Here is an 18,617-nt window from a genome sequence, read left to right as displayed (position 1 = left end):
CCCCCCCCCCCCCCCCCCCCCCCCCCCCCCCCCGCCCCCCCCCCCGCCCCCGCCCCCCCCCCCCCCCCCCCCCCCCCCGAGGTCGGTGCCGACCCGGAAGGGGATCTGCGTGGACACCGGGGCCACGACGAGGGGATGGGCCTGCTGGAACTCGCCCCAGCGACGCAGCAGGGAGTGCCGGGTGGCGAAGCCCTCCATCGCCGCCACCGGGTCCAGGTCCCCGAGGGCTGCGTAGAACTCCGCCAGGAACCGCCGGGTCTCGGCCGGCCACAGCGACGTCAACGCCGGCAGCGCCGCCCGCACCTCCGGGGTGTTCAGCATGGCCAGGTCCGTGCTGGCCGCCAGGTCGATCGAGGGCGGCTCGACCTCCTCGACGACGTAGCCGGCGTCCGCGAGGACCCGGCCGGCCGTCCGGACGCCGTCGCGTACCTGCTCGTCCGTGCCCCGCCCGGCGGGGTCGAGCACCAGCGCCACCCGGATCGGCCGGGCGGGTGCGGGGCCGCGCAGCGGTGCCGGCACCGACCACGGGTCGCGCCAGGTGGGCCCGGCCATCACCTCGAGTGCGGTCCGCAGGTCAGCCACCCGCCGCGCCATCGGGCCGACCACGATCGTCAGCTGGGCGCCGATCGGGACGAACTCCGCCCCCGGGACGCTCGACGCGTCGGGGATGCGCCCCAGGGTGGGCTTGATCGTGCTGACCCCGCAGCACTGCGCCGGAGAGCGCAGGGATCCGAGCCCGTCACTGCCGAGCCCGAGCGGGGTCATCCCGGTCGCCACCGCGGCGGCGTCCCCGCCGCTGGAGGCGCCGGCGGTGCGTGAGCGGTCCCACGGGTTCACCGTCGCGCCCCACAGCTCGCTCTCGCAGTGCCAGCGCACCCCGGAGGAGGCCAGGTTGGTGCGGCCGATCGGGATGGCCCCGGCGGCCTTGAGCCGCTCGACGGCGGGCGCGTCCCGGGCCGGGTACGCCCCGGCCAGCGCCCGCAGGCCCTGGGTGGTCGGCGTGCCGGCCAGGTCGATGAGCCCCTTGACGGTGAACGGGACACCGTGCAGCGGCCCCAGTTCGTCGTCGGCGGCGACGGCCCGGTCGGCCGCGTCCGCCGCGTCGAGCGCCTGCTCACCCAGGACGACGACGACGGCGTTGACGGCGGGGTCCACCGCCTCGATCCGTCGCAGGTGCGCCTCGACGACCTCGCGGCAGGAGGCCTCCCGGGACCGGATCGCCGCGGCCAGCTCCACCGCACCCAGCTGCCACAGCTCCGTGGCGGTGACGGTCATCGCTGGACCTCCGGTGGAGAGGGCGGTCAGGACGGCAGGGGCTCCGTCGGCGCGGCGACACCGGACGGCGCGGTGATGAGGAAGACCGGATAGCGCGGTGCGATCCGCTCGAACTCCTGCAGTGGGGCCCGGCGGTCGAGCGGGAAGTGCGCCCGCGCCCCCGGAGCGCGGTCGAGGTACCGGCGGAGGACCGGCGCCCGGCGAGCCGGTTCGACCTCCTGGAGGCGGACCTCCTGCCGACCCCGGTGCCGCAGCACGGCGCGGCCGTGCGCGGCCCGGACGTTGCGCACCCACTGGGAGTCCTCGCCCAGCATCGAGACCAGGTAGCGCTCGCCGTCGAGGTCGGCCACCACCACCGGCAGGGCCACGGTCCGGCCACTGCGCCGGCCGGTCACCTCCAGCACGACGATCCGCGACGGGCCGACACCCCGCGCCGCGAGTGCGGCCTGGGCCCGGTTGAGCAGGCCCGCCAGCCGGTGCGGCCGCCTCCCCCGGTACATCCAGCGCCGCCACCGGGAGACCTCGGTGCGCGTTCCGGCCACCCCTGCCCTCCTCCCCCTCGACAGGAGCAGCGTGGCCGCCGTCGAGAGGTCCGGACAGTGGCTCACGGCACCACCCCGGTACGCCGTTGGTCCCGCACCGCCGTCGACCTGGCCGAGTGCCGTCGGCGCCGCGCCGCTGCTGCACCGCCGACGTCCTCGTCACCCGAGGTCCGGATCTGGTCGGGGTGGACGCGGGCGGGCCAGGCCGGCTGCTGATCGCGCCGGCGATCCTCGGCGGTCCGGTGCTGCGCGCACCCCCTGTCCCCGCCAGGACATCTCCCGCGAGGATCCGGCGCGGGATGTCGAGACCGGCCGGCCGGCTCCGTCCCAGGGCAGATGCGGCCGACGGAGCCGCACCGGACCGGGGAGGACCCCATGGCCAAGTACCTGCTCCTCAAGCACTACCGCGGCGCCCCCGCGGCGGTGAACGACGTCCCGATGGACCAGTGGACCCCGGAGGAGGTCGACCGGCACGTGCAGTACATGGCCGACTTCGCCGCCCGGCTGGAGGGCACCGGCGAGTACGTCGACGGTCAGGCGCTCTCGCCCGAGGGCACGTTCGTCCGGTACGACGGCGAGGGCCGGCCGCCGGTCACCGACGGGCCGTTCGCGGAGACCAAGGACCTGATCGCCGGGTGGATGGTGATCGACGTCGACAGCTACGAGCGCGCGCTCGAGCTCGCCGGCGAGCTGTCGGCGGCCCCGGGGGCCGGCGGGAAGCCGATCCACGAGTGGCTCGAGGTGCGCCCGTTCCTCGGCGCGCCCCAGACCGTCTCCGAGTGACCGGGCCGGCCAGGTCGGACGCGGCGGTGGACGAGTTGCTGCTGCGGGAGCTGACGCCCGCGGTGATCGGCGTCCTCGTGCGGCGCGGGGTCGACTTCGCGACGGCCGAGGACGCCGTGCAGGAGGCCCTCGTCCAGGCCACGCTGACCTGGCCGGACCGGCCCCCGGCCGACCCGCGGGGCTGGCTGGTCACCGTCGCCTGGCGCAAGTTCCTCGACGCCGCACGCTCCCAGGCGTCCCGGAGCGAGCGGGAGCAGCGGGTCGCGGCCGAGCCGCCGCCCGGGCCGGCCGAGACGGCGGACGACACGCTGCAGCTGTTCTTCCTCTGCGCCCACCCGTCGCTGACCCCGGCCTCCGCGGTCGCCCTGACGCTGCGCGCCGTCGGCGGCCTGACCACCCGGCAGATCGCGCAGGCCCACCTGGTGCCCGAGGCGACGATGGCGCAGCGGATCAGCCGGGCCAAGCGCACGGTCGCGGGCGTCCGGTTCGACGAGCCGGGCGACCTCGCGACCGTGCGCCGGGTGCTCTACCTGGTCTTCAACGAGGGCTACACCGGTGACGTCGACCTGGCCGCCGAGGCGATCCGGCTCACCCGCCAGCTCGCCTCGATGACCGACGACGAGGAGACCGCGGGCCTGCTGGCGCTGATGCTGCTGCACCACGCCCGGCGTCCGGCGCGGACCCGGCCCGACGGCACCCTGGTCCCCCTGGCCGAGCAGGACCGCTCCCGCTGGGACACCGCGCTGATCGCCGAGGGCGTCGCCGTCCTGCAGGCGGCGCTGGCCCGTGACCGGCTCGGCGAGTTCCAGGCGCAGGCCGCCGTCGCCGCCCTGCACGCCGACGCGCTCCGCGCCGAGGAGACCGACTGGGTGCAGATCGTCAGCTGGTACGACGAGCTGCTCCGCCTCACCGGGAGCCCGGTCGTGCAGCTCAACCGGGCCGTCGCGGTCGGCGAGGCCGACGGCCCGGCGGCCGGCCTGGCCGCCCTCGCCGCGGTCGACCCCGGCCTGCCCCGGTACGCCGCGGCGTCGGCGTACCTGCACGAGAAGGCGGGCGACCTGCACACCGCGGCACGGCTGTACGCCGACGCCGCCCGGTCCGCGCCCGACCTCGCCGAACGGCACCACCTCACCCGGCAGGCGGCCCGGCTGGGCCAGGCGCTGCGGGAGTGAGCGGTCTCGGCACCGACGGGGTCAGGTCAGTGCAGTGGCCAGCGGCCGCCCGACCTCGACCACGTAGGTGCTGAGCATGTGGCCGGTGCCCGGGCCCAGGTCGCGGGCGTTGTGCGGCGTGCCGGGCGGGATGAGGAACCCGTCGCCGGCGTGCAGCGTGACCGTCGGCCGGCCCCGGACCTGCATCTCCACCGTGCCGGCGACGATGTAGCCGACCTCCTCCCCGGGGTGGGTGTGCCAGCCCGACTCCACCCCGACCGGGATCTCGGTGAGGACCTGCACGACCTCCCGGCCCGGGAGCGAGAACGGGCCGCGCTGGACCTCGGTGCGCTTGAGCCGCCCGGCCAGGTCGTCGGCCGGGAACGGGGCGGTCGTCTCGGGCTCGTGGACCATGGCCGGGCTCCTCCGCGGGGTCGGGTGCGGGGACGACCCTGGTGCCGGGAGCGGGCGGGCGCATCGGTCAGCTGACCGTGGCGGTGTCCGCCCAGCCCGGACACGGCGACGGGCCGGTGACCCCGCGGGGGGTCACCGGCCCGTCCGTGGAGGGCGCCGGGATCAGGCGGCTGCGGGCTGGCGCAGGTCGGCGTCGACCCCACCGGTCCCGCCGGGCAGCGGCCCGGTGGCGAGGCCGCCACGGAACCGCTCCAGGTCGAGGATGCCCTCGCGCTTGGCCACGATCGTCGGGACCAGCGCCTGGCCGGCGACGTTCACCGCGGTGCGGCCCATGTCCAGGATCGGGTCGATGGCCAGCAGCAGGCCGACGCCGGCCAGCGGCAGCCCGAGGGTGGACAGCGTCAGGGTCAGCATGACCACCGCGCCGGTGACGCCGGCGGTGGCGGCGGAGCCGACGACCGACACCAGCGCGATGAGCAGGTAGTCGGTCAGCGAGAGGTCCACGCCGAAGAACTGCGCCACGAAGATCGCCGCGAGCGCCGGGTAGATCGCCGCGCAGCCGTCCATCTTCGTCGTGGCACCCAGCGGCACGGCGAAGGAGGCGTAGGCCCGCGGCACCCCGAGGCTCTGCTCGGTGACCCGCTCGGTCACCGGCAGGGTGCCGATCGAGGAGCGGGAGACGAAGGCGAGCTGGATGGCCGGCCACGCCCCGGCGAACCACCGCAGCGGCGAGAGGCCGTGCAGGCGCAGCAGCACCGGGTAGACGACGAAGAGCACCAGCGCGAGGCCGGCGTAGACGGCGCCGGCGAAGACGCTCAGCGAGCCCAGCGACTCCCAGCCGTAGCTGGCGACGGCGTTGCCGATCAGGCCGACGGTGCCGATCGGGGCCAGCAGGATGACCCACCACAGCAGCTTCTGGACGACGGCCAGCGCCGAGCGGACCAGGCCGAGGAACGGCTCGGCCGGCTCGCCGACCTTCAGCACCGCGACGCCGATCGCGACCGACAGCACGATCAGCTGCAGCACGTTGAACGACAGGCTGCCGTCGGCACCGGTCTGGAGCCCCAGGACGTTGCCCGGCACGAGCCCGGTGAGGAAGTCCCACCAGCCGCCGGTCTTCTCGGGTGCGGCCGCGGTCGCGGCGTCGACGGAGCTGTTGCGGCCGGGCTCGGTGAGCAGGCCGAGGCCGATGCCGATGGACACGGCGATCAGCGCGGTGATGCCGAACCAGAGCAGCGTCTGGCCGGCCAGGCGGGCGGCGTTGGACACCTGCTTGAGGTTGGCGATGCTGACGATCACCGCGGTCACGACCAGCGGCGGGACGAGGACCTTCAGCAGCGTGACGAAGGTGTCGCCGATGGTCTGCAGGGTGCTGGTGAGCCAGTTGGGCGTGCCGTCGGCGACGGGGCCGAGGTCGCGGGCCACGAGGCCCAGGGCGACGCCCACCACGAGGGCGAGGAGGACCTGCGCCGCGAACGGGACGCGGCGGAGACGTGCGAGCACGGACGTGCCTTTCCGGGGAGGGTTCGAGCGGGGACGGCGCGGACGGCGACGTCAGCCGGCGCTCGTCACCCGGCACAGGTCCAGCTCACGGCACCGCGTGAGCCCCCAGACGTTCCGCACGAGGGGGTCAAGGCGGAACGGGGACCGCGGCATCCCGGCTGTGCGCGGTCTCACGCGGGCGGCCGGCTCAGGCGGCGTCGTCCTCGACCGCGGGGTCGTCCCCGGAGGCGGCTGCGGCCTCCAGGCCGACCATCACCTCGTTGGTCTGCAGGGTGACCAGCCAGGCCAGCGCGTGGTCCTCCACCGGCCGGCCCGAGACCTGCGCGATCGCGTCGAGCTGGGCGGCGACCAGGCCGCGGGCGGCCTGGTAGACGTGGGCGGCGGTGACCGCGGTCCCCAGCTCGGCCAGCCACAGCCGGCCGTCGGGCAGGACCCGGACCTCCGGCTGGCTGCCCACGTGCAGGTCGGCGGCGGCGCTGGCCACCACGGACATGCCGGCGCGCAGCTCGGTCAGCCGGCGGTCGTGGTCGGGCGATGACGGCACGGACATCGGGTGCCTCCTCGGACGGGCCCGCGGGCTGCGGGTCGTGTCCTCAGGGTCGGCGGTCGCCCGGCCGGACCCGGTGGCCCGCGGGGCGGGAGGGGACGCCCGGGGCGGGCGGGACGAACCGTTGCGCGGACGACTCGCGCGGACGGTCCTTCCGCGGACGCCGGTCGCCCTGCACCATGCCGCCCCGTGATCAACCGCCCCGGGTGCACCCGACGCCGAGCCCACCGACGGTCGAAGGGGTCCAGCGGCTCCTCCTGCGACGGCTGCGACGAGGGCTGCGACGCCATCGGCCTGTTCAGCCTGCTGTGGCTGGCGCTGCCCGCGGCCCTGGTCACCCCGGCACCGGCCGGCACCCCTCGGACGGCGCGGTGGCCGGTCCGCCTCGTCGTCGCCTACCGGCAGCGGGTCAGCCCCACCCGCCCGCCGGTCTGCCGGTTCACGCCGACCTGCTCGACCTACGGCCTGGAGGCGCTGCGCACGCACGGCGCGCTGCGCGGCGGGTGGCTCACCGCGCGCCGGCTGCGCCGCTGCCGGCCGGGCGCCGGCGGCAGCGACCCGGTGCCGCCGCGGGCGTAGCCGGGCGGGGGCGGGGTGGTCCGGCCGTCAGCGGCGCGACCACGGCCGGATGCCCCGCTCCCCCGACACCAGGCGCTCGAGCGCGGCGTAGACGGCCAGCCCGGGCAGCACCAGCAGTGAGGGCGGCAGCACCAGCGGCGCGGCCAGCAGGGAGATGGCCAGCACGCCCGGCGCCGTCAGCAGCCACCCGCGCCGTCGCTCCGGATCGGCCAGCGCTCCCCACCGGACGCCGGTCCACATCAGCCACCGCAGCAGCACCGGGACGTCGGCCTCGCGCATCGCGCGGCGGAACACCCCGTCGGCCTGCCGGGAGGTGACCGCGCCGGTGGCGATGCCCACCGTGCACAGCCAGTCGTGCAGCACCGCCGCGAGGGTGTAGCGACCGGCCCTCGGCACCAGCCAGAGCACCGGGCGCGGCACGGTGGCCAGGTCGGTGGAGAAGCCCGCCGGCACGACGAACCGGTCGCGCCGGCCGACGTAGGTCAGCGGCTCCACGAGGGTCCAGCCGTCGGCGCCGGTGGTGCGCAGGACCGCCGACGGCGGGTCGAAGGGCACGGCCGCCTCACCCGGTCCGCTCGTCGACCATCCGGGCGGCGACCCGCCGGATCCGGTCGGCCTGCCGGGAGAGCACCAGGTCCAGCGCCCGGTTGACGGGGAAGACCTCGCCCAGCCGGGCCAGTCCCATGACCCGCGGGACGGCGACCGAGCGCGACCAGTACGACGTCAGGCAGCCGGCGACGCGGTCGGCGACCCGCTCGGTCCCGACGCCCGGGGTCAGCCGGCCGCGGGCGTCGTCGTCGGAGGCCGGGGGCGACCCGTGCCCGCGCGCCATCCACTCGGTGGCCACCGGCCCGGGCAGGACCGCGTGCACCCGGACCCCGCGGGCGGTGACCTCCCGCCGCAGGCCGGAGAGGAACCCCTGCACCCCCGCCTTGGTGGCCGAGTACACGGTCAGCGGCGGCACCTGCGCCAGCCCGGCCGAGGAGCTGACCACCAGCAGGTCACCCCGCCCGCGGCCGGCCGCCGCGGCGAGCAGGTGCGGCAGCGCCAGCCGGGTCAGGTCCACGACCCCGGTCAGGTTGGTCGCCACCATGCCCTCGACCACCTCCCGGGGCGTGTCCTCCACCAGAGCGGCGTAGGCCAGTCCGGCGTTGAGGACGACGGCGTCGAGCCGGCCGTGCTCGGCCAGCACCCGCTGGACGAGCAGCTCCCGGTCGTCGGCCCGGGCGACGTCGGCGACCACCCCGGTGACCCCGGGCAGGCTCGTGACCGCCTCCCCGAGCCGGTCGCCGTCGCGGGCGCAGGTGACCACCCGCGCCCCCGCACCGGCCAGCCGGGCCACGGTGGCACGGCCGATGCCGGCGCTGCCGCCGGTGACGAGGACGACGCGGTCGCGCAGGTCTGCCATGGCCGGGCACTACCCGGGGCGACATCACATCGTGCGCGGTGCATCGAAGTGGGGACCGCTGGGCATGGTGATCACATGCGCGTTCCCGAGCCCCGGGGTCCCCTGACCGCTGCCCTGGGCGACGACCTGCTCGCCGGCGAGGTGGCGGCCGCCACCGTCGAGCTGGCCCGCGAGACCGCGCAGGCCGCGGCCGCGCCGCTGCACGACGACGACCTGCAGCTGGCGCTGGCGGTCTGCTACGAGCTGCACTACCGCGGGTTCGACGGCGTGGACGACGCACTCGAGTGGGACCCGGACCTCCTCACGCTGCGCGGGCACCTGGAGCGGCGGCACCTGACCGCCCTGCGGGAGCTGACCGGCTCGACGGTGGCGACCGGCGACCAGGTGGACCGGCAGCTGGCCGCGCTGATCGCCGCCGACGACGGCCCCTCGCTGTCGCGGTACATGGCCCGGCACGGCACGCCGCAGCAGTGGCGGGAGTACCTGACGCTGCGGTCGGTCTACCACCTCAAGGAGGGCGACCCGCACACCTTCGCCGTCCCGCGGCTGTCCGGCCGGGCGAAGGCCGCGATGGTGGAGATCCAGGCCGACGAGTACGGCGGGGGCTCCGCCGAGCGCATGCACAGCGAGCTGTTCGCCGGGATGATGCGCGACCTCGGCCTCGACGCCCGGTACGGCGCGCTCTGGGACGTCGCCCCGGCGGTCGCGTTCACCTCGGTGAACACGATGTCGCTGTTCGGTCTGCACCGGCGGTGGCGGGCCGCGGCGCTGGGCCACCTGGCCTGTGTGGAGATGACCTCCTCCGAGCCCAGCCGCCGCTACTCCTCGGGCCTGCGCCGCCTGGGCCACGACGAGCGCACGACCGTCTTCTACGACGAGCACGTCGAGGCCGACGCCGTCCACGAGCAGATCGCCGCGGTCGACATGTGCGGCTCGCTCGTCGCCGAGGACCCCGCCCTGGCCGACGACGTCCTCTTCGGCGCCGCGTGCTCCCTGGCGCTCGACGGGCTGGCCGCCGGTCACCTCCTGGGCGCCTGGGAGGCCGGTTCCTCGGCGCTGCGCGGGGAGCCGTCACTGGTCGCCTGACGCAGGCCCCCTGCGGAAGGCCCGCCCGTCGTCAGCCGGGCTCGTGGCCCGGCCGGTCCGCGCTGCGGAGTGCCGCGGCCGGGCGCGGCCGGCTCGGCGCGCTGGGCGCGGCGAACCCCGAGCGCTTGTGGGTGCCGTCGCAGAACGGCTTGATGCCCGACTTCCCGCAGCGGCACAGCGCCACCGTCCGGCGCCCGGGGTCGATCTCGGCGCCGTCCTGGTCGACCAGCCGGAAGTCGCCGCGGACGATGAGCGGCCCGTCGCGGTAGGGCGTGATGGTGGCGCCGGCCACCGTGGCGTCTGCGGTGGAGTCCGCGGTGGCGTCGTCGGACGGGTGGTCGGTCGGGTCGTCGGTCGGGTCGTCGGCGGGCACGGCGGAGCTCACTCCCCCAGCGTGCCCCGCCGCGGCACCCGGCACACCCGCCGGTCAGCCCTCGGCGGGATAGCCGTAGAACACCTGCTCGACGACGCCGCGCGCGTGCCGGGTGGTGCGGCGGTAGTCGTCGAGGAACCGCCCGGGGTCGACGTCGGGCCCGCAACCGCTGGCCCGCGCCACCCCGGCCAGCTCCAGCCCGGGCCGGGGCAGCTGGTCGCTGGGCCGGCCGCGGACCAGGAAGACGGCGTTGCGCGCCCGGCTGGCCAGCTCCCACGCCTCCCGCAGCGCATCGGCCTGCGCGCGCTCGACCAGCCCGGCGGCGACCAGCTGTGCGAGCGCCGCGACCGTCGAGGGCAGCCGCAGGGCAGGCAGCCGCCCGGCGTGCTGCAGCTGCAGGAGCTGGACGGTCCACTCGACGTCGGCCAGCCCGCCGCGGCCGAGCTTGGCGTGGGTGGCGGGGTCGGCGCCGCGGGGCAGCCGCTCCCGCTCGACCCGCGCCTTGATCCGGCGGATCTCGGCGACCTGGGCGTCGGTGAGGCCGGCGGCCGGGTAGCGCAGCGGGTCGACCAGCTCGACGAACGCCGCCCCGAGCTCCGAGCTGCCGGCCACCGGCACCGCCCGCAGCAGCGCCTGCACCTCCCACACCGACACCCAGCGCTCGTAGTACTCGCGGAAGGCGTCGAGGCTGCGCACCAGCGGGCCCTGCCGGCCCTCGGGTCGCAGGTCGGCGTCGATCTCGAACGCCGGGTCGGGCGCGGGCTCGGCGAGCAGCCGGCGCAGCGTGTGCGCGATCGCGTTGGCCGCCTGGGTCGCCGTGCTCTCGTCGGTGCCGGGCCGTGCCCGGTGCACGAAGAGGACGTCGGCGTCGGAGCCGTAGCCCATCTCGCCGCCGCCGAGCCGGCCCATGCCGATGACGGCGAGCTCGACCGGCACGTCCTCGGCGGCGACCCCGGCCTCCCGGGCCCACGCGCGGACGGCGACGTCGAGACCGGCCTGCAGGGTGGCGACGGCGACGTCGGTGAGCGCCTGCCCGACCCGGACGACGTCGAGCCGGCCGAGCAGGTCGGCCGCGGCGATCCGCAGCAGCTCCTGCCGGCGCTGGGCCCGCAGCACGCCGACCGCGGCCTGCGGGTCGGCCGACCGGGCGGCGGCGGCCCGCCAGGCGCCGGCCAGCGTCGCGGCGGCCCGCGGCTCGAGCTCGTCGTCGTCGGCGAGGATGCGCAGCGCCTCGGGGGTGCGGGTGAGCAGGGCGGCCACGTACTGGCTGGAGCCGAGCAGCCGGGCCAGCCGCTCGGCCACCTGACCCTCGTCGCGCAGCAGCCGCAGGTACCACTGGTTGCCGCCGAGGGCCTCGCTGACCTGCCGGTAGGCGAGCAGCCCGGCGTCGGGGTCGGCGCAGTCGGCGAGGGTCTGCAGCACGACCGGCAGCAGGTACTTCTGCATCGACGCCGAGCGCGACACCCCGCCGGTCAGCGCCGCCATGTGCCGCAGCGCGCCCGGCGGGTCGGCGAAGCCCAGCGCGCGCAGCCAGTCACCGGCCGCCTCACTGCCCAGCTGCGCGGCCTCGGCCGGCACCCGGGCCACGGCCGACAGCAGCGGCCGGTAGAAGAGCTTCTCGTGCAGCCGGCGCACCTCGCGGGTGTGCAGCGCCAGCTCGGCGCGCAGCACGTCGACGGCGCTGCCGCGGGCGTCGGGCTTGTAGCCCAGCGACCGGGCCAGCCAGCGCAGCTGCTGCTCGTCGGTGGGCAGCAGGTGGGTGCGCCGCAGCCGCAGCAGCTGCAGCCGGTGCTCCACGGTGCGCAGGAACCGGTAGGAGGCGATGAGCGTGTCGGCGTCGTCGCGGCCGACGTAGCCGCCGGCCCGCAGCGCGGACAGCGCCGGGAGCGTGCCGCCGACCCGCAGCCGGACGTCGACCCGGCCGTGCACCAGCTGCAGCAGCTGGACGGCGAACTCGACGTCGCGCAGCCCGCCGCGGCCGAGCTTGAGCTCCCGCTCGACCTGGGCCGGCGGGATGTTGTCCTCCACCCGGCGGCGCATCGCCTGCACCTCGGCGACGAAGCCGGGGCGGTCGCCGGCCTGCCACACCAGCGGGAACAACTCGTCGACGTAGGACCGGCCCAGGTCGGGGTCGCCGGCCACCGGGCGTATCTTGAGCAGGGCCTGGAACTCCCAGGTGCTGGCCCACTGCCGGTAGTAGGCGGCGTGGCCGGACAGCGTGCGCACCAGCGGCCCGGCCTTGCCCTCCGGGCGCAGCGCGGCGTCGACCTCCCAGGCCGCCTGCCCGCAGATGCGCATGAGCGCCGCGGCCACCCGGGTCGCGCTCTGCACGGCCGGCGCCTCCGGCTCGCTGGGGTCGACCGGCTCGGCCACGAACACGACGTCGACGTCGCTGACGTAGTTCAGCTCCCGGCCGCCGCACTTGCCCAGCCCGATGACCGCCAGCCGGCAGGGAGCGGCGCCCTCGGGCTGCTCGGCGACGGCGATCGCCAGCCCGGCGGTGAGCACCGCGGCGGCGATGTCGGCGAGCTCGGCGGCGACGTCCTCGGCCGACAGCCCCTCCCCCAGGTCGCGCCCGGCCAGGGACAGCACCGCCCGCCGGTGGGCCAGCCGCAGCGCGGCCACCCGTTGCGGCGAGGCGTCGGGCGCGGCCCGGCCGAGCCGGACCCCCCACGGCGGGTCGTCGGGGTCGGCGCCGACGGCGACCAGCACGTCCCGCTCGAGTGCCAGCGCGGTGGGCCGCACCGGGCCCCGGGAGTCGGCGTCGAGGACCGTCCAGTCGCCGGGGTGGGCGGCGAGGTGGTCGGCCAGACCGGCGCTCGCGCCCAGGACCGACAGCAGCCGGGCACGCAGCACAGCCGAGCCGCGCAGCCGGGCGAGCAGCGCCGCGGCCGAGCCGCCGGTGGGGTCGGCGGCGTCGAGGGCCTCGACCAGCCGGGTGAGCGAGCGGACAGCGAGGTCGGGGTCGCCGGCACGGGCCAGCGCGGACACCACCGAGCCGGCCTCCGGGTCGGCGGGCTCGTTGCGGTCGAGGTCCCACAGCCCCAGCGCGGGGTCGGACAGCAGCAGCGCCGCCCGCTCGCCGTCGTGGAAGCCGAACCGGGCCAGCCGCACGACCGCGCGGCGGGGTACCTCCCGGGACGCGGTCACCGGCTCAGACCGGAGCCCCGCGGCCGGCGCGCACCAGGTCGGCGAAGCGGGCGGCGAACGGCGCCCAGACCTCCTCGAGGTCGGGGTGCACCGCGTCGGTCAGCCGGACCAGCGTCTCGCGGTCCCACGGGCTCGACGCGACGCCGACGGTGTCCCGCTCGGCCCACTCGCGCACGATCTCCGGCGTCGTCTCGATGTGGAACTGCAACCCGTAGACCCGCCGGCCCACCCGGAAGGCCTGGTGGACGTAGACCGGGCTGCTCGCCAGCAGCGTGGCGCCGGGCGGCAGTTCGCAGATCTCGTCGTGGTGGAACTGGATGACGTCGGGCGAGAGCGGCAGCGGGCCGAACACCGGGTCGTCGGCCGCGGCGTCGCGCTTGGCCACCAGCAGCGCCCCGACCTCGGGGCCCTCGACGCCCTCGCGCACCCGCCCGCCTCCGGCCTGGGCCAGCAGCTGCGCGCCCAGGCACACCGCCAGCGTGGGGGCGTCGTCGGCCAGTGCCTTCGCCAGCAGCGCGCGGACCGGCTCCAGCTCGGTGGCGCCGTCGTCGACGCTGGACTGCGGGCCGCCCATGACGACCAGCCCGTCGACACCGGCCAGGTCGGCGGGGACCTCGTCGCCGGAGTCGAGGTGCCGCTCGTCGAGGTCCAGCCCGGCCGCCCGCAGCCAGTCGGCCAGGCGCGCGGGCGGGGCGGTCTCGCTGGGGACGACGACGAGCAGGCGGGGGCGGTCCGGCACGGCGTCGAGGTTAGTGGAAGGACCTCGTCGCCCCCCGCGCCTCGCAGGCTCGGCACGGGCCCCTGCGACGAGGCCGTTCCATCCCCTCAGAGGCCGGGGAGGTAGCGCTTGAGCTCGAAGGGCGTCACGTTCTGGCGGTAGGAGTTGAACTCCTCCCACTTGTTGCGGAGGAAGAACTCGAACACGTGCTCGCCGAGGGTCTCCGCGACCAGCTCGCTGCCCTGCATCGCGGTCAGCGCCTCCCCCAGGGACACCGGCAGGTCCTCGTACCCGGCGGCGCGGCGCTCGGTGTCGGTGAGCGACCAGACGTCGTCCTCGGCCTCGGGCGGCAGCTCGTAGCCCTTCTCGATGCCCCGCAGCCCGGCGGCCAGCAGCACGGCGAAGGTGAGGTAGGGGTTGCACGCGGAGTCCGGCGAGCGGACCTCGATCCGCGCCGACTGCCCCTTGTTCGGCTTGTAGGAGGGCAGCCGGACCAGCGCCGAGCGGTTGGCCCGGCCCCAGGTGGCCGCCGTCGGCGCCTCGGTGCCGGCCAGCAGCCGCCGGTAGGAGTTGACCGTCTGGTTGGTGACGGCGGTGAACTCGCGGGCGTGGGTGAGCAGGCCGGCGATGAACTGCCGCCCGGTGGCCGAGAGCCGGATCGGGTCGGCGGGGTCGTGGAAGGCGTTGCGGTCGCCCTCGAACAGCGACACGTGGGTGTGCATCGCCGAGCCGGCCAGGTCGGTGAACGGCTTGGGCATGAAGGTGGCGTGCACGCCCTGGGCCAGGGCGACCTCGCGGACGACGTGCCGCAGCGTCATCACGTTGTCGGCCATCGACAGCGCGTCGGCGTAGCGCAGGTCGATCTCCTGCTGGCCCGGCGCGACCTCGTGGTGGCTGAACTCCACCGAGATCCCCATGGCCTCCAGCGCGAAGACCGCCTCGCGCCGGAAGTCGTGGGCCACGTTGTGCGTGGACAGGTCGAAGTAGCCGCCGGTGTCGGCGGGCTCGGGCGGGCTGCCGTCGGTGGGCAGGTCCTTGAGCAGGAAGAACTCGACCTCGGGGTGGGTGTAGAAGGTGAAGCCCATCTCGGCGGCCTTCGACAGCGCCCGGCGCAGCACGTGCCGCGGGTCGGCCCAGGCCGGCGACCCGTCGGGCAGCGTGATGTCGCAGAACATCCGCGCGGTGTCGCTGGGCCGCCCGTGGGTCGCGGGCATCACCTGGAACGTGCCCGGGTCGGGCTTGGCGAGCATGTCGGACTCGTAGACCCGCGCGAAGCCCTCGATGGCCGAGCCGTCGAAACCGATGCCCTCGGCGAAGGCGGCCTCGATCTCGGCCGGCGCGACGGCGACGGCCTTGAGGTAGCCCGAGACGTCGGTGAACCACAGCCGCACGAAGCGGATGTCGCGTTCCTCGAGGGTGCGCAGGACGAACTCCTGCTGTCGGTCCATGCTGGCCATGATCGGGTCCGCTCGTGTCCGGGGTGTGACGTCGGTGCACAGCCTGCCCGCTCTGAGCGCCGGGCACACCGGCACCCCGCCCCCACCCGAGGAGACCGCCGTGACCCCCGCCCCGACCGTCCGCCGCGCCGGTCCCGACGACGCCGCGGCCGTGGTCGCGATGGTCCGCGAGATCGCCGCACTCGAGGGTGACCCCTTCGACGGCACCGAGCAGCGGTGGGCGCAGCTGCTGGCACGCGGCGACGTCGTCGTGCTGCTCGCCGAGCGCGGCGGCGAGCCGGTCGGCTACGTCTCCGCCCTCCGCCGGCTGCACCTGTGGCTGGGCACCGACGTGCTGGCGCTCGACGACCTGTTCGTCCGGGACGGGCACCGCGACGCCGGGGTCGGCCGGCTCCTGATGGCCGAGCTGGCCCGGCTGGCCACCGTCGAGGACCTCGTCGTCCGGTGGGAGGTCCGCGAGGACAACACGGCCGCGCAGCGCTTCTACCGCCGCCTGGGTGCCGTGCTGCGGATCAAGGTCGTCGTCTGGTGGCCAGCGACCGCCCAGCGGGCGTTCCTCGGCGACTGACCGGCGCTGGCAGGATCCCGGCGGACGGCGGCCGTCCTGCCGCTGGTGGCGTGCGCCCGCGGTCGGCCAGGCTGCCCGCCGTGACCACGACGCCCATCCTCCTGACGGACACCGACCCGGCCGGCCAGGTGGCCGCCGCCTCCACCGCGCTGGCCGAGCAGCAGCACCGGGTGGCCGCCCTCCTGACCCGGGCCGCCGGGCGGCCCGTGCGGCCCCTCGCGCCGGAGGACCGCCGGCGCCTGGTGCGGCTCGGGCACTTCCCGGAGTACGCGACCGAGCTGGACTGGACCGCCTGGGTCGTCGCCGGCCACCTGCGCGACAGCGCGCGGGTCTTCACCGACCGGATCGAGCGGATCGGCCGCGGCACCCGTCCGGCGCTGCCCGACTTCGTCCCCGACGCCCCCGAGCGGGTGGCCGGCTACCGCGCCACCCCGCCCGCGGTGCTGGTGTCCGAGCTGGTGGTCGCCCAGGCGGGGCTGCTGCGGGCGGTCCGGACGGTCCGTCCCGACCGGCTGGACGCGGTCGGGGTGCACGAGGTCGACGGGCCGGTGTCGCTGGCCGACCTGCTGGCCTTCCTGCCGGCGCACCAGCGCGACCACGCCGAGCAGCTCGCCGCGCTCGTCTCCTGAGCGGCCGGTCCGGGCTCAGCGCGCCGGCGCCAGGCTCTCGATTGGGATGTCCGGGTCGGTGAGGGCGGCGGGGTCGACCGGGTGGCCGGCGCGGACCAGCGCCTGGACCGCCTCGGTGACGTCCCAGACGTCGACGTTCATGCCCGCCGTCACCCGCCCGGCGCCGTCCAGCCAGAAGGCGATGAACGGCCCCTCCTCCGGGTCCCCGCGGGTGACGACGGTGTGCTCCGGCCGGCCGAGCCCCGAGTACTCCATGCCCAGCTCGTACTGGTCGGAGAAGAAGTACGGCACCCGGTCGTAGGCGACCTCCTGGCCGAGCACCGACCGCGCCGCGGCCGGCCCCTGGTTGAGCGCGTTGGCCCAGTGCTCCACCCGCACCGGCCGGCCGTACAGCGGGTGGTCGGCGGCGGCGACGTCGCCCGCGGCGTACACGTCGGGTGCGGAGGTGCGCAGGGCGGCGTCGGTGCGGATCCCGTCGGCGACGTCGAGCCCCGCAGCCGCGGCCAGCCCGGTCTCCGGCACCACCCCGATCCCGACGACGACGAGGTCGGCGGGCACCTGCTCGCCGCCGTCGAGCTCCACCCCGGTGACCCGGCCGGCCGGCGCCACGACGCCGCGGACGCCGGTCCGGGTGCGCAGGTCGACGCCGTGCGAGCGGTGCAGCCGCGCGAACACCTCCCCCATCAGCGGCCCGAGGACGCCGTGCAGCGGGGTCGGCTGGGGCTCGACGACGGTCACCCGGTGGCCGTGCGCGCGCGCCGCGGCGGCCACCTCCAGGCCGATCCACCCGGCGCCGACCACGACGACCCGCCGCCCGCCGCCGGCGAGGTCGGCGACCAGCCGGTCGGCGTCGGCGAGGGTGCGCAGGTAGCGCACCCCGTCGGCGTCGGCGCCCGAGACCGCCAGCCGGCGGGGCGAGGCCCCGGTGGCCAGCAGCAGCCGCGAGTAGCCGAGCCGCTCGCCGGTGCCGAGCTCGACCCGGTGGGCCGCCGGGTCGAGCGCGGTGACCGCGACACCGGTGCGCAGGTCGACGCCGGCGTCGGCGTACCAGCCGGTGTCGTGGACGCGCGCGTCGTTCCGCGCCGCCTTCCCCAGCAGATACTGCTTGGACAGCGGCGGGCGCTCGTAGGGCGGCTCGGGCTCGGCCCCGACGAGCACGACCGGCACGTCACCACCCTCGGCGCGCAGGGTCTCGGCGGCCTTGGCGCCGGCCAGGCCGCCACCGACGACGACGACGGGATCCGCTGCGGACACGAGCGCCTCCTCGGGTGAGGAGCCGATCCTCCACCCTCCCCGAGGCCGCGGGGCCGCCTCCGCGCCCCGGTCGCGGGGACGGCCGGGCTCAGCCGCGGACCGGTTCGACGTCGCCCGGGTCGTCGTCGCGGGCGGGGGGGGCTCGCTGCCGAGGTGCACGGGCAGGTCGGGCTCCGGCGGGGGCAGGGTGGCGGCCCCCGCGACCGGGTGCGGCCGGGGCCGGCGCGGCCCGGACGGCGGGCAGCGCCCGGGACCGCTCGAGCTGGTCGTCGTCGAAGACGACCTCCAGCACGACGCCGGTTCCTCCCCGTCGAGCACCTCGACCGTGAGCCACTCGGCCACGGGCCCACGACAGGCCCGGTGTGGCGCTGGTCACACCGCCCACCGTCCCGCCGGTCCCCCGGCGGGACGAGGATGACCGGTGTGAGCGATCAGCGGCCGGTGCAGGTACGGGTGGCGTCGGCCCAGGTCGACACCCGCGTGGGCGACCTGGAGGGCAACGCCGCGCTCGTCGTCGAGTGGGCGCGGAGGGCCGCCGACGACGGCGCGCACCTGGTGGTCTTCCCCGAGATGACGCTGACCGGCTACCCGGCCGAGGACCTCGTGCTGCGCGAGTCCTTCGCCGCCGCCAGCGAGCAGGCCCTCACCGACCTCGCCGGCACGCTCGCCGAGCAGGGCCTGGGCGGCCTCGCCGTCGTCGTCGGGTACCTGGCGCACACCTCCGGCGCGGGACCGGCGCCGGTCGACCGGGTGCCCGAGGACGACGACCGGCCCGGCGACGCCAACCCCCGCCGCGGCGCCCCGCGCAACGCCGCCGCGCTGCTGCACGGCGGGCAGGTGGTGGCCCGCTACGCCAAGCGGCACCTGCCCAACTACGGCGTCTTCGACGAGGCGCGCTACTTCGTCCCCGGCACCGAGCTGCCGGTGGTGCGGCTGCACGGCGTCGACGTCGCCCTGACCATCTGCGAGGACCTCTGGGTCGAGGGCGGCCCGTGCGGCGTGGCCGGGCAGGCCGGCGTCGACCTCGTCGTCTCCCCCAACGCCTCCCCCTACGAGCGGGCCAAGGACGACCTGCGGCTGCCGCTGGTGCGGCGCCGGGGGGGCGGGGGCCCCCCCCCCCCAAAAAAAATCAAAAAACATGGTGGGGCGGAACATAATGTTTTATAACGAGTCACACAAA

General features: G+C 76.4%; 19 protein-coding genes. 7 read left to right on the top strand and 12 right to left on the bottom strand.

The features are described from left to right. Together ACI79O_RS23345 and ACI79O_RS23340 are read right to left on the bottom strand one after the other, a co-directional pair. On the bottom strand, positions 1–1,275 hold a 1,275-nt coding region (locus ACI79O_RS23345), incomplete at its 3' end, for an amidase family protein (protein ID WP_456915329.1). A 26-nt stretch (positions 1,276–1,301) separates the two neighbouring features. Next, positions 1,302–1,817, bottom strand: coding sequence for a nitroreductase/quinone reductase family protein (locus ACI79O_RS23340; RefSeq protein WP_456893314.1), 516 nt, complete (start codon positions 1,815–1,817; stop codon positions 1,302–1,304). Positions 1,818–2,192: 375 nt separating this feature from the next. Between ACI79O_RS23340 and ACI79O_RS23335 the strand changes: the two genes are divergently transcribed. Next, on the top strand, positions 2,193–2,600 hold the full coding sequence (locus tag ACI79O_RS23335; RefSeq protein WP_456875466.1) for a YciI family protein: 408 nt from the start codon (positions 2,193–2,195) through the stop codon (positions 2,598–2,600). A gap of 26 nt (positions 2,601–2,626) precedes the next feature. Beyond that, the gene (locus tag ACI79O_RS23330; protein WP_456915328.1) at positions 2,627–3,772 is read left to right on the top strand and encodes an RNA polymerase sigma factor; all 1,146 of its coding nucleotides are present in this window, start codon (positions 2,627–2,629) and stop codon (positions 3,770–3,772) included. Between the two features lie 21 nt (positions 3,773–3,793). On the opposite strand, the gene ACI79O_RS23325 is transcribed toward ACI79O_RS23330, so the two are convergent. The 3 genes from ACI79O_RS23325 to ACI79O_RS23315 form a co-directional block, all read right to left on the bottom strand. After that, positions 3,794–4,165, bottom strand: coding sequence for a cupin domain-containing protein (locus tag ACI79O_RS23325; protein WP_456893311.1), 372 nt, complete (start codon positions 4,163–4,165; stop codon positions 3,794–3,796). 162 nt (positions 4,166–4,327) lie between these two features. Then, positions 4,328–5,668 carry a dicarboxylate/amino acid:cation symporter gene (locus tag ACI79O_RS23320; protein ID WP_456893309.1) on the bottom strand — a complete coding sequence of 447 codons (1,341 nt, stop codon included), beginning with the start codon at positions 5,666–5,668 and terminating at the stop codon, positions 4,328–4,330. A gap of 187 nt (positions 5,669–5,855) precedes the next feature. Beyond that, positions 5,856–6,218 carry a hypothetical protein gene (locus tag ACI79O_RS23315; protein ID WP_456893307.1) on the bottom strand — a complete coding sequence of 121 codons (363 nt, stop codon included), beginning with the start codon at positions 6,216–6,218 and terminating at the stop codon, positions 5,856–5,858. Between the two features lie 186 nt (positions 6,219–6,404). Here ACI79O_RS23315 and yidD point away from each other — a divergent pair, with 186 nt between their 5' ends. Beyond that, the gene (gene yidD, locus ACI79O_RS23310) at positions 6,405–6,794 is read left to right on the top strand and encodes a membrane protein insertion efficiency factor YidD (protein ID WP_456893305.1); all 390 of its coding nucleotides are present in this window, start codon (positions 6,405–6,407) and stop codon (positions 6,792–6,794) included. A gap of 27 nt (positions 6,795–6,821) precedes the next feature. Here yidD and ACI79O_RS23305 read toward each other — a convergent pair whose 3' ends face one another. Then, positions 6,822–7,349 (bottom strand): DUF1353 domain-containing protein, encoded by a 528-nt coding sequence (locus tag ACI79O_RS23305; RefSeq protein ID WP_456893303.1) that lies wholly within the window; start codon positions 7,347–7,349, stop codon positions 6,822–6,824. A 7-nt stretch (positions 7,350–7,356) separates the two neighbouring features. Continuing rightward, positions 7,357–8,202: an SDR family NAD(P)-dependent oxidoreductase gene (locus ACI79O_RS23300; protein ID WP_456915327.1), complete on the bottom strand. Its 846-nt coding sequence runs from the start codon at positions 8,200–8,202 to the stop codon at positions 7,357–7,359. A gap of 75 nt (positions 8,203–8,277) precedes the next feature. Between ACI79O_RS23300 and ACI79O_RS23295 the strand changes: the two genes are divergently transcribed. Beyond that, positions 8,278–9,288 (top strand): iron-containing redox enzyme family protein, encoded by a 1,011-nt coding sequence (locus ACI79O_RS23295; protein WP_456915326.1) that lies wholly within the window; start codon positions 8,278–8,280, stop codon positions 9,286–9,288. A gap of 31 nt (positions 9,289–9,319) precedes the next feature. Here the strand turns inward: ACI79O_RS23295 and ACI79O_RS23290 are convergent, their stop codons facing one another. The 4 genes from ACI79O_RS23290 to glnA all read right to left on the bottom strand — a co-directional run bounded on the left by ACI79O_RS23290 (position 9,320) and on the right by glnA (position 14,977). Then, positions 9,320–9,673: a CDGSH iron-sulfur domain-containing protein gene (locus ACI79O_RS23290; protein WP_456915325.1), complete on the bottom strand. Its 354-nt coding sequence runs from the start codon at positions 9,671–9,673 to the stop codon at positions 9,320–9,322. A 42-nt stretch (positions 9,674–9,715) separates the two neighbouring features. Further along, complete coding sequence (locus tag ACI79O_RS23285; RefSeq protein WP_456915324.1) at positions 9,716–12,811, bottom strand: bifunctional [glutamine synthetase] adenylyltransferase/[glutamine synthetase]-adenylyl-L-tyrosine phosphorylase; 3,096 nt, start codon at positions 12,809–12,811, stop codon at positions 9,716–9,718. A gap of 4 nt (positions 12,812–12,815) precedes the next feature. Beyond that, on the bottom strand, positions 12,816–13,550 hold the full coding sequence (locus tag ACI79O_RS23280; RefSeq protein ID WP_456893293.1) for a type 1 glutamine amidotransferase: 735 nt from the start codon (positions 13,548–13,550) through the stop codon (positions 12,816–12,818). 86 nt (positions 13,551–13,636) lie between these two features. Continuing rightward, complete coding sequence (gene glnA, locus ACI79O_RS23275; protein WP_456875454.1) at positions 13,637–14,977, bottom strand: type I glutamate--ammonia ligase; 1,341 nt, start codon at positions 14,975–14,977, stop codon at positions 13,637–13,639. Positions 14,978–15,086: 109 nt separating this feature from the next. On the opposite strand from glnA, the gene ACI79O_RS23270 reads away from it, so the two are divergent. Together ACI79O_RS23270 and ACI79O_RS23265 are read left to right on the top strand one after the other, a co-directional pair. After that, positions 15,087–15,554 carry an N-acetyltransferase family protein gene (locus ACI79O_RS23270; protein ID WP_456915323.1) on the top strand — a complete coding sequence of 156 codons (468 nt, stop codon included), beginning with the start codon at positions 15,087–15,089 and terminating at the stop codon, positions 15,552–15,554. A gap of 80 nt (positions 15,555–15,634) precedes the next feature. Further along, positions 15,635–16,183 carry a DinB family protein gene (locus ACI79O_RS23265; RefSeq protein ID WP_456915322.1) on the top strand — a complete coding sequence of 183 codons (549 nt, stop codon included), beginning with the start codon at positions 15,635–15,637 and terminating at the stop codon, positions 16,181–16,183. A 15-nt stretch (positions 16,184–16,198) separates the two neighbouring features. Here ACI79O_RS23265 and ACI79O_RS23260 read toward each other — a convergent pair whose 3' ends face one another. Then, positions 16,199–17,437 carry an NAD(P)/FAD-dependent oxidoreductase gene (locus tag ACI79O_RS23260; protein ID WP_456915321.1) on the bottom strand — a complete coding sequence of 413 codons (1,239 nt, stop codon included), beginning with the start codon at positions 17,435–17,437 and terminating at the stop codon, positions 16,199–16,201. Positions 17,438–17,860: 423 nt separating this feature from the next. On the opposite strand from ACI79O_RS23260, the gene ACI79O_RS23255 reads away from it, so the two are divergent. Next, positions 17,861–18,604, top strand: a complete 744-nt coding sequence (locus ACI79O_RS23255; protein WP_456915320.1) for a nitrilase-related carbon-nitrogen hydrolase — start codon at positions 17,861–17,863, stop codon at positions 18,602–18,604. Positions 18,605–18,617 lie beyond the last annotated feature (13 nt).

It is taken from the genome of Geodermatophilus sp. SYSU D00696, from assembly GCF_054050235.1.
The sequence above is the reverse complement of the archived record's forward strand: the minus strand, read 5'-3'. Positions and strand labels throughout refer to the sequence as shown.

What these genes read in the sequence shown, in the direction of transcription:
- ACI79O_RS23335 (WP_456875466.1), top strand. Translation starts at nt 2,193, where the DNA reads ATGGCCAAGTACCTGCTCCTCAAGCACTACCGCGGCGCCCCCGCGGCG.
- ACI79O_RS23325 (WP_456893311.1), bottom strand. Translation starts at nt 4,165, where the DNA reads ATGGTCCACGAGCCCGAGACGACCGCCCCGTTCCCGGCCGACGACCTG.
- ACI79O_RS23315 (WP_456893307.1), bottom strand. Translation starts at nt 6,218, where the DNA reads ATGTCCGTGCCGTCATCGCCCGACCACGACCGCCGGCTGACCGAGCTG.
- ACI79O_RS23300 (WP_456915327.1), bottom strand. Translation starts at nt 8,202, where the DNA reads ATGGCAGACCTGCGCGACCGCGTCGTCCTCGTCACCGGCGGCAGCGCC.
- ACI79O_RS23295 (WP_456915326.1), top strand. Translation starts at nt 8,278, where the DNA reads ATGCGCGTTCCCGAGCCCCGGGGTCCCCTGACCGCTGCCCTGGGCGAC.
- glnA (WP_456875454.1), bottom strand. Translation starts at nt 14,977, where the DNA reads ATGGACCGACAGCAGGAGTTCGTCCTGCGCACCCTCGAGGAACGCGAC.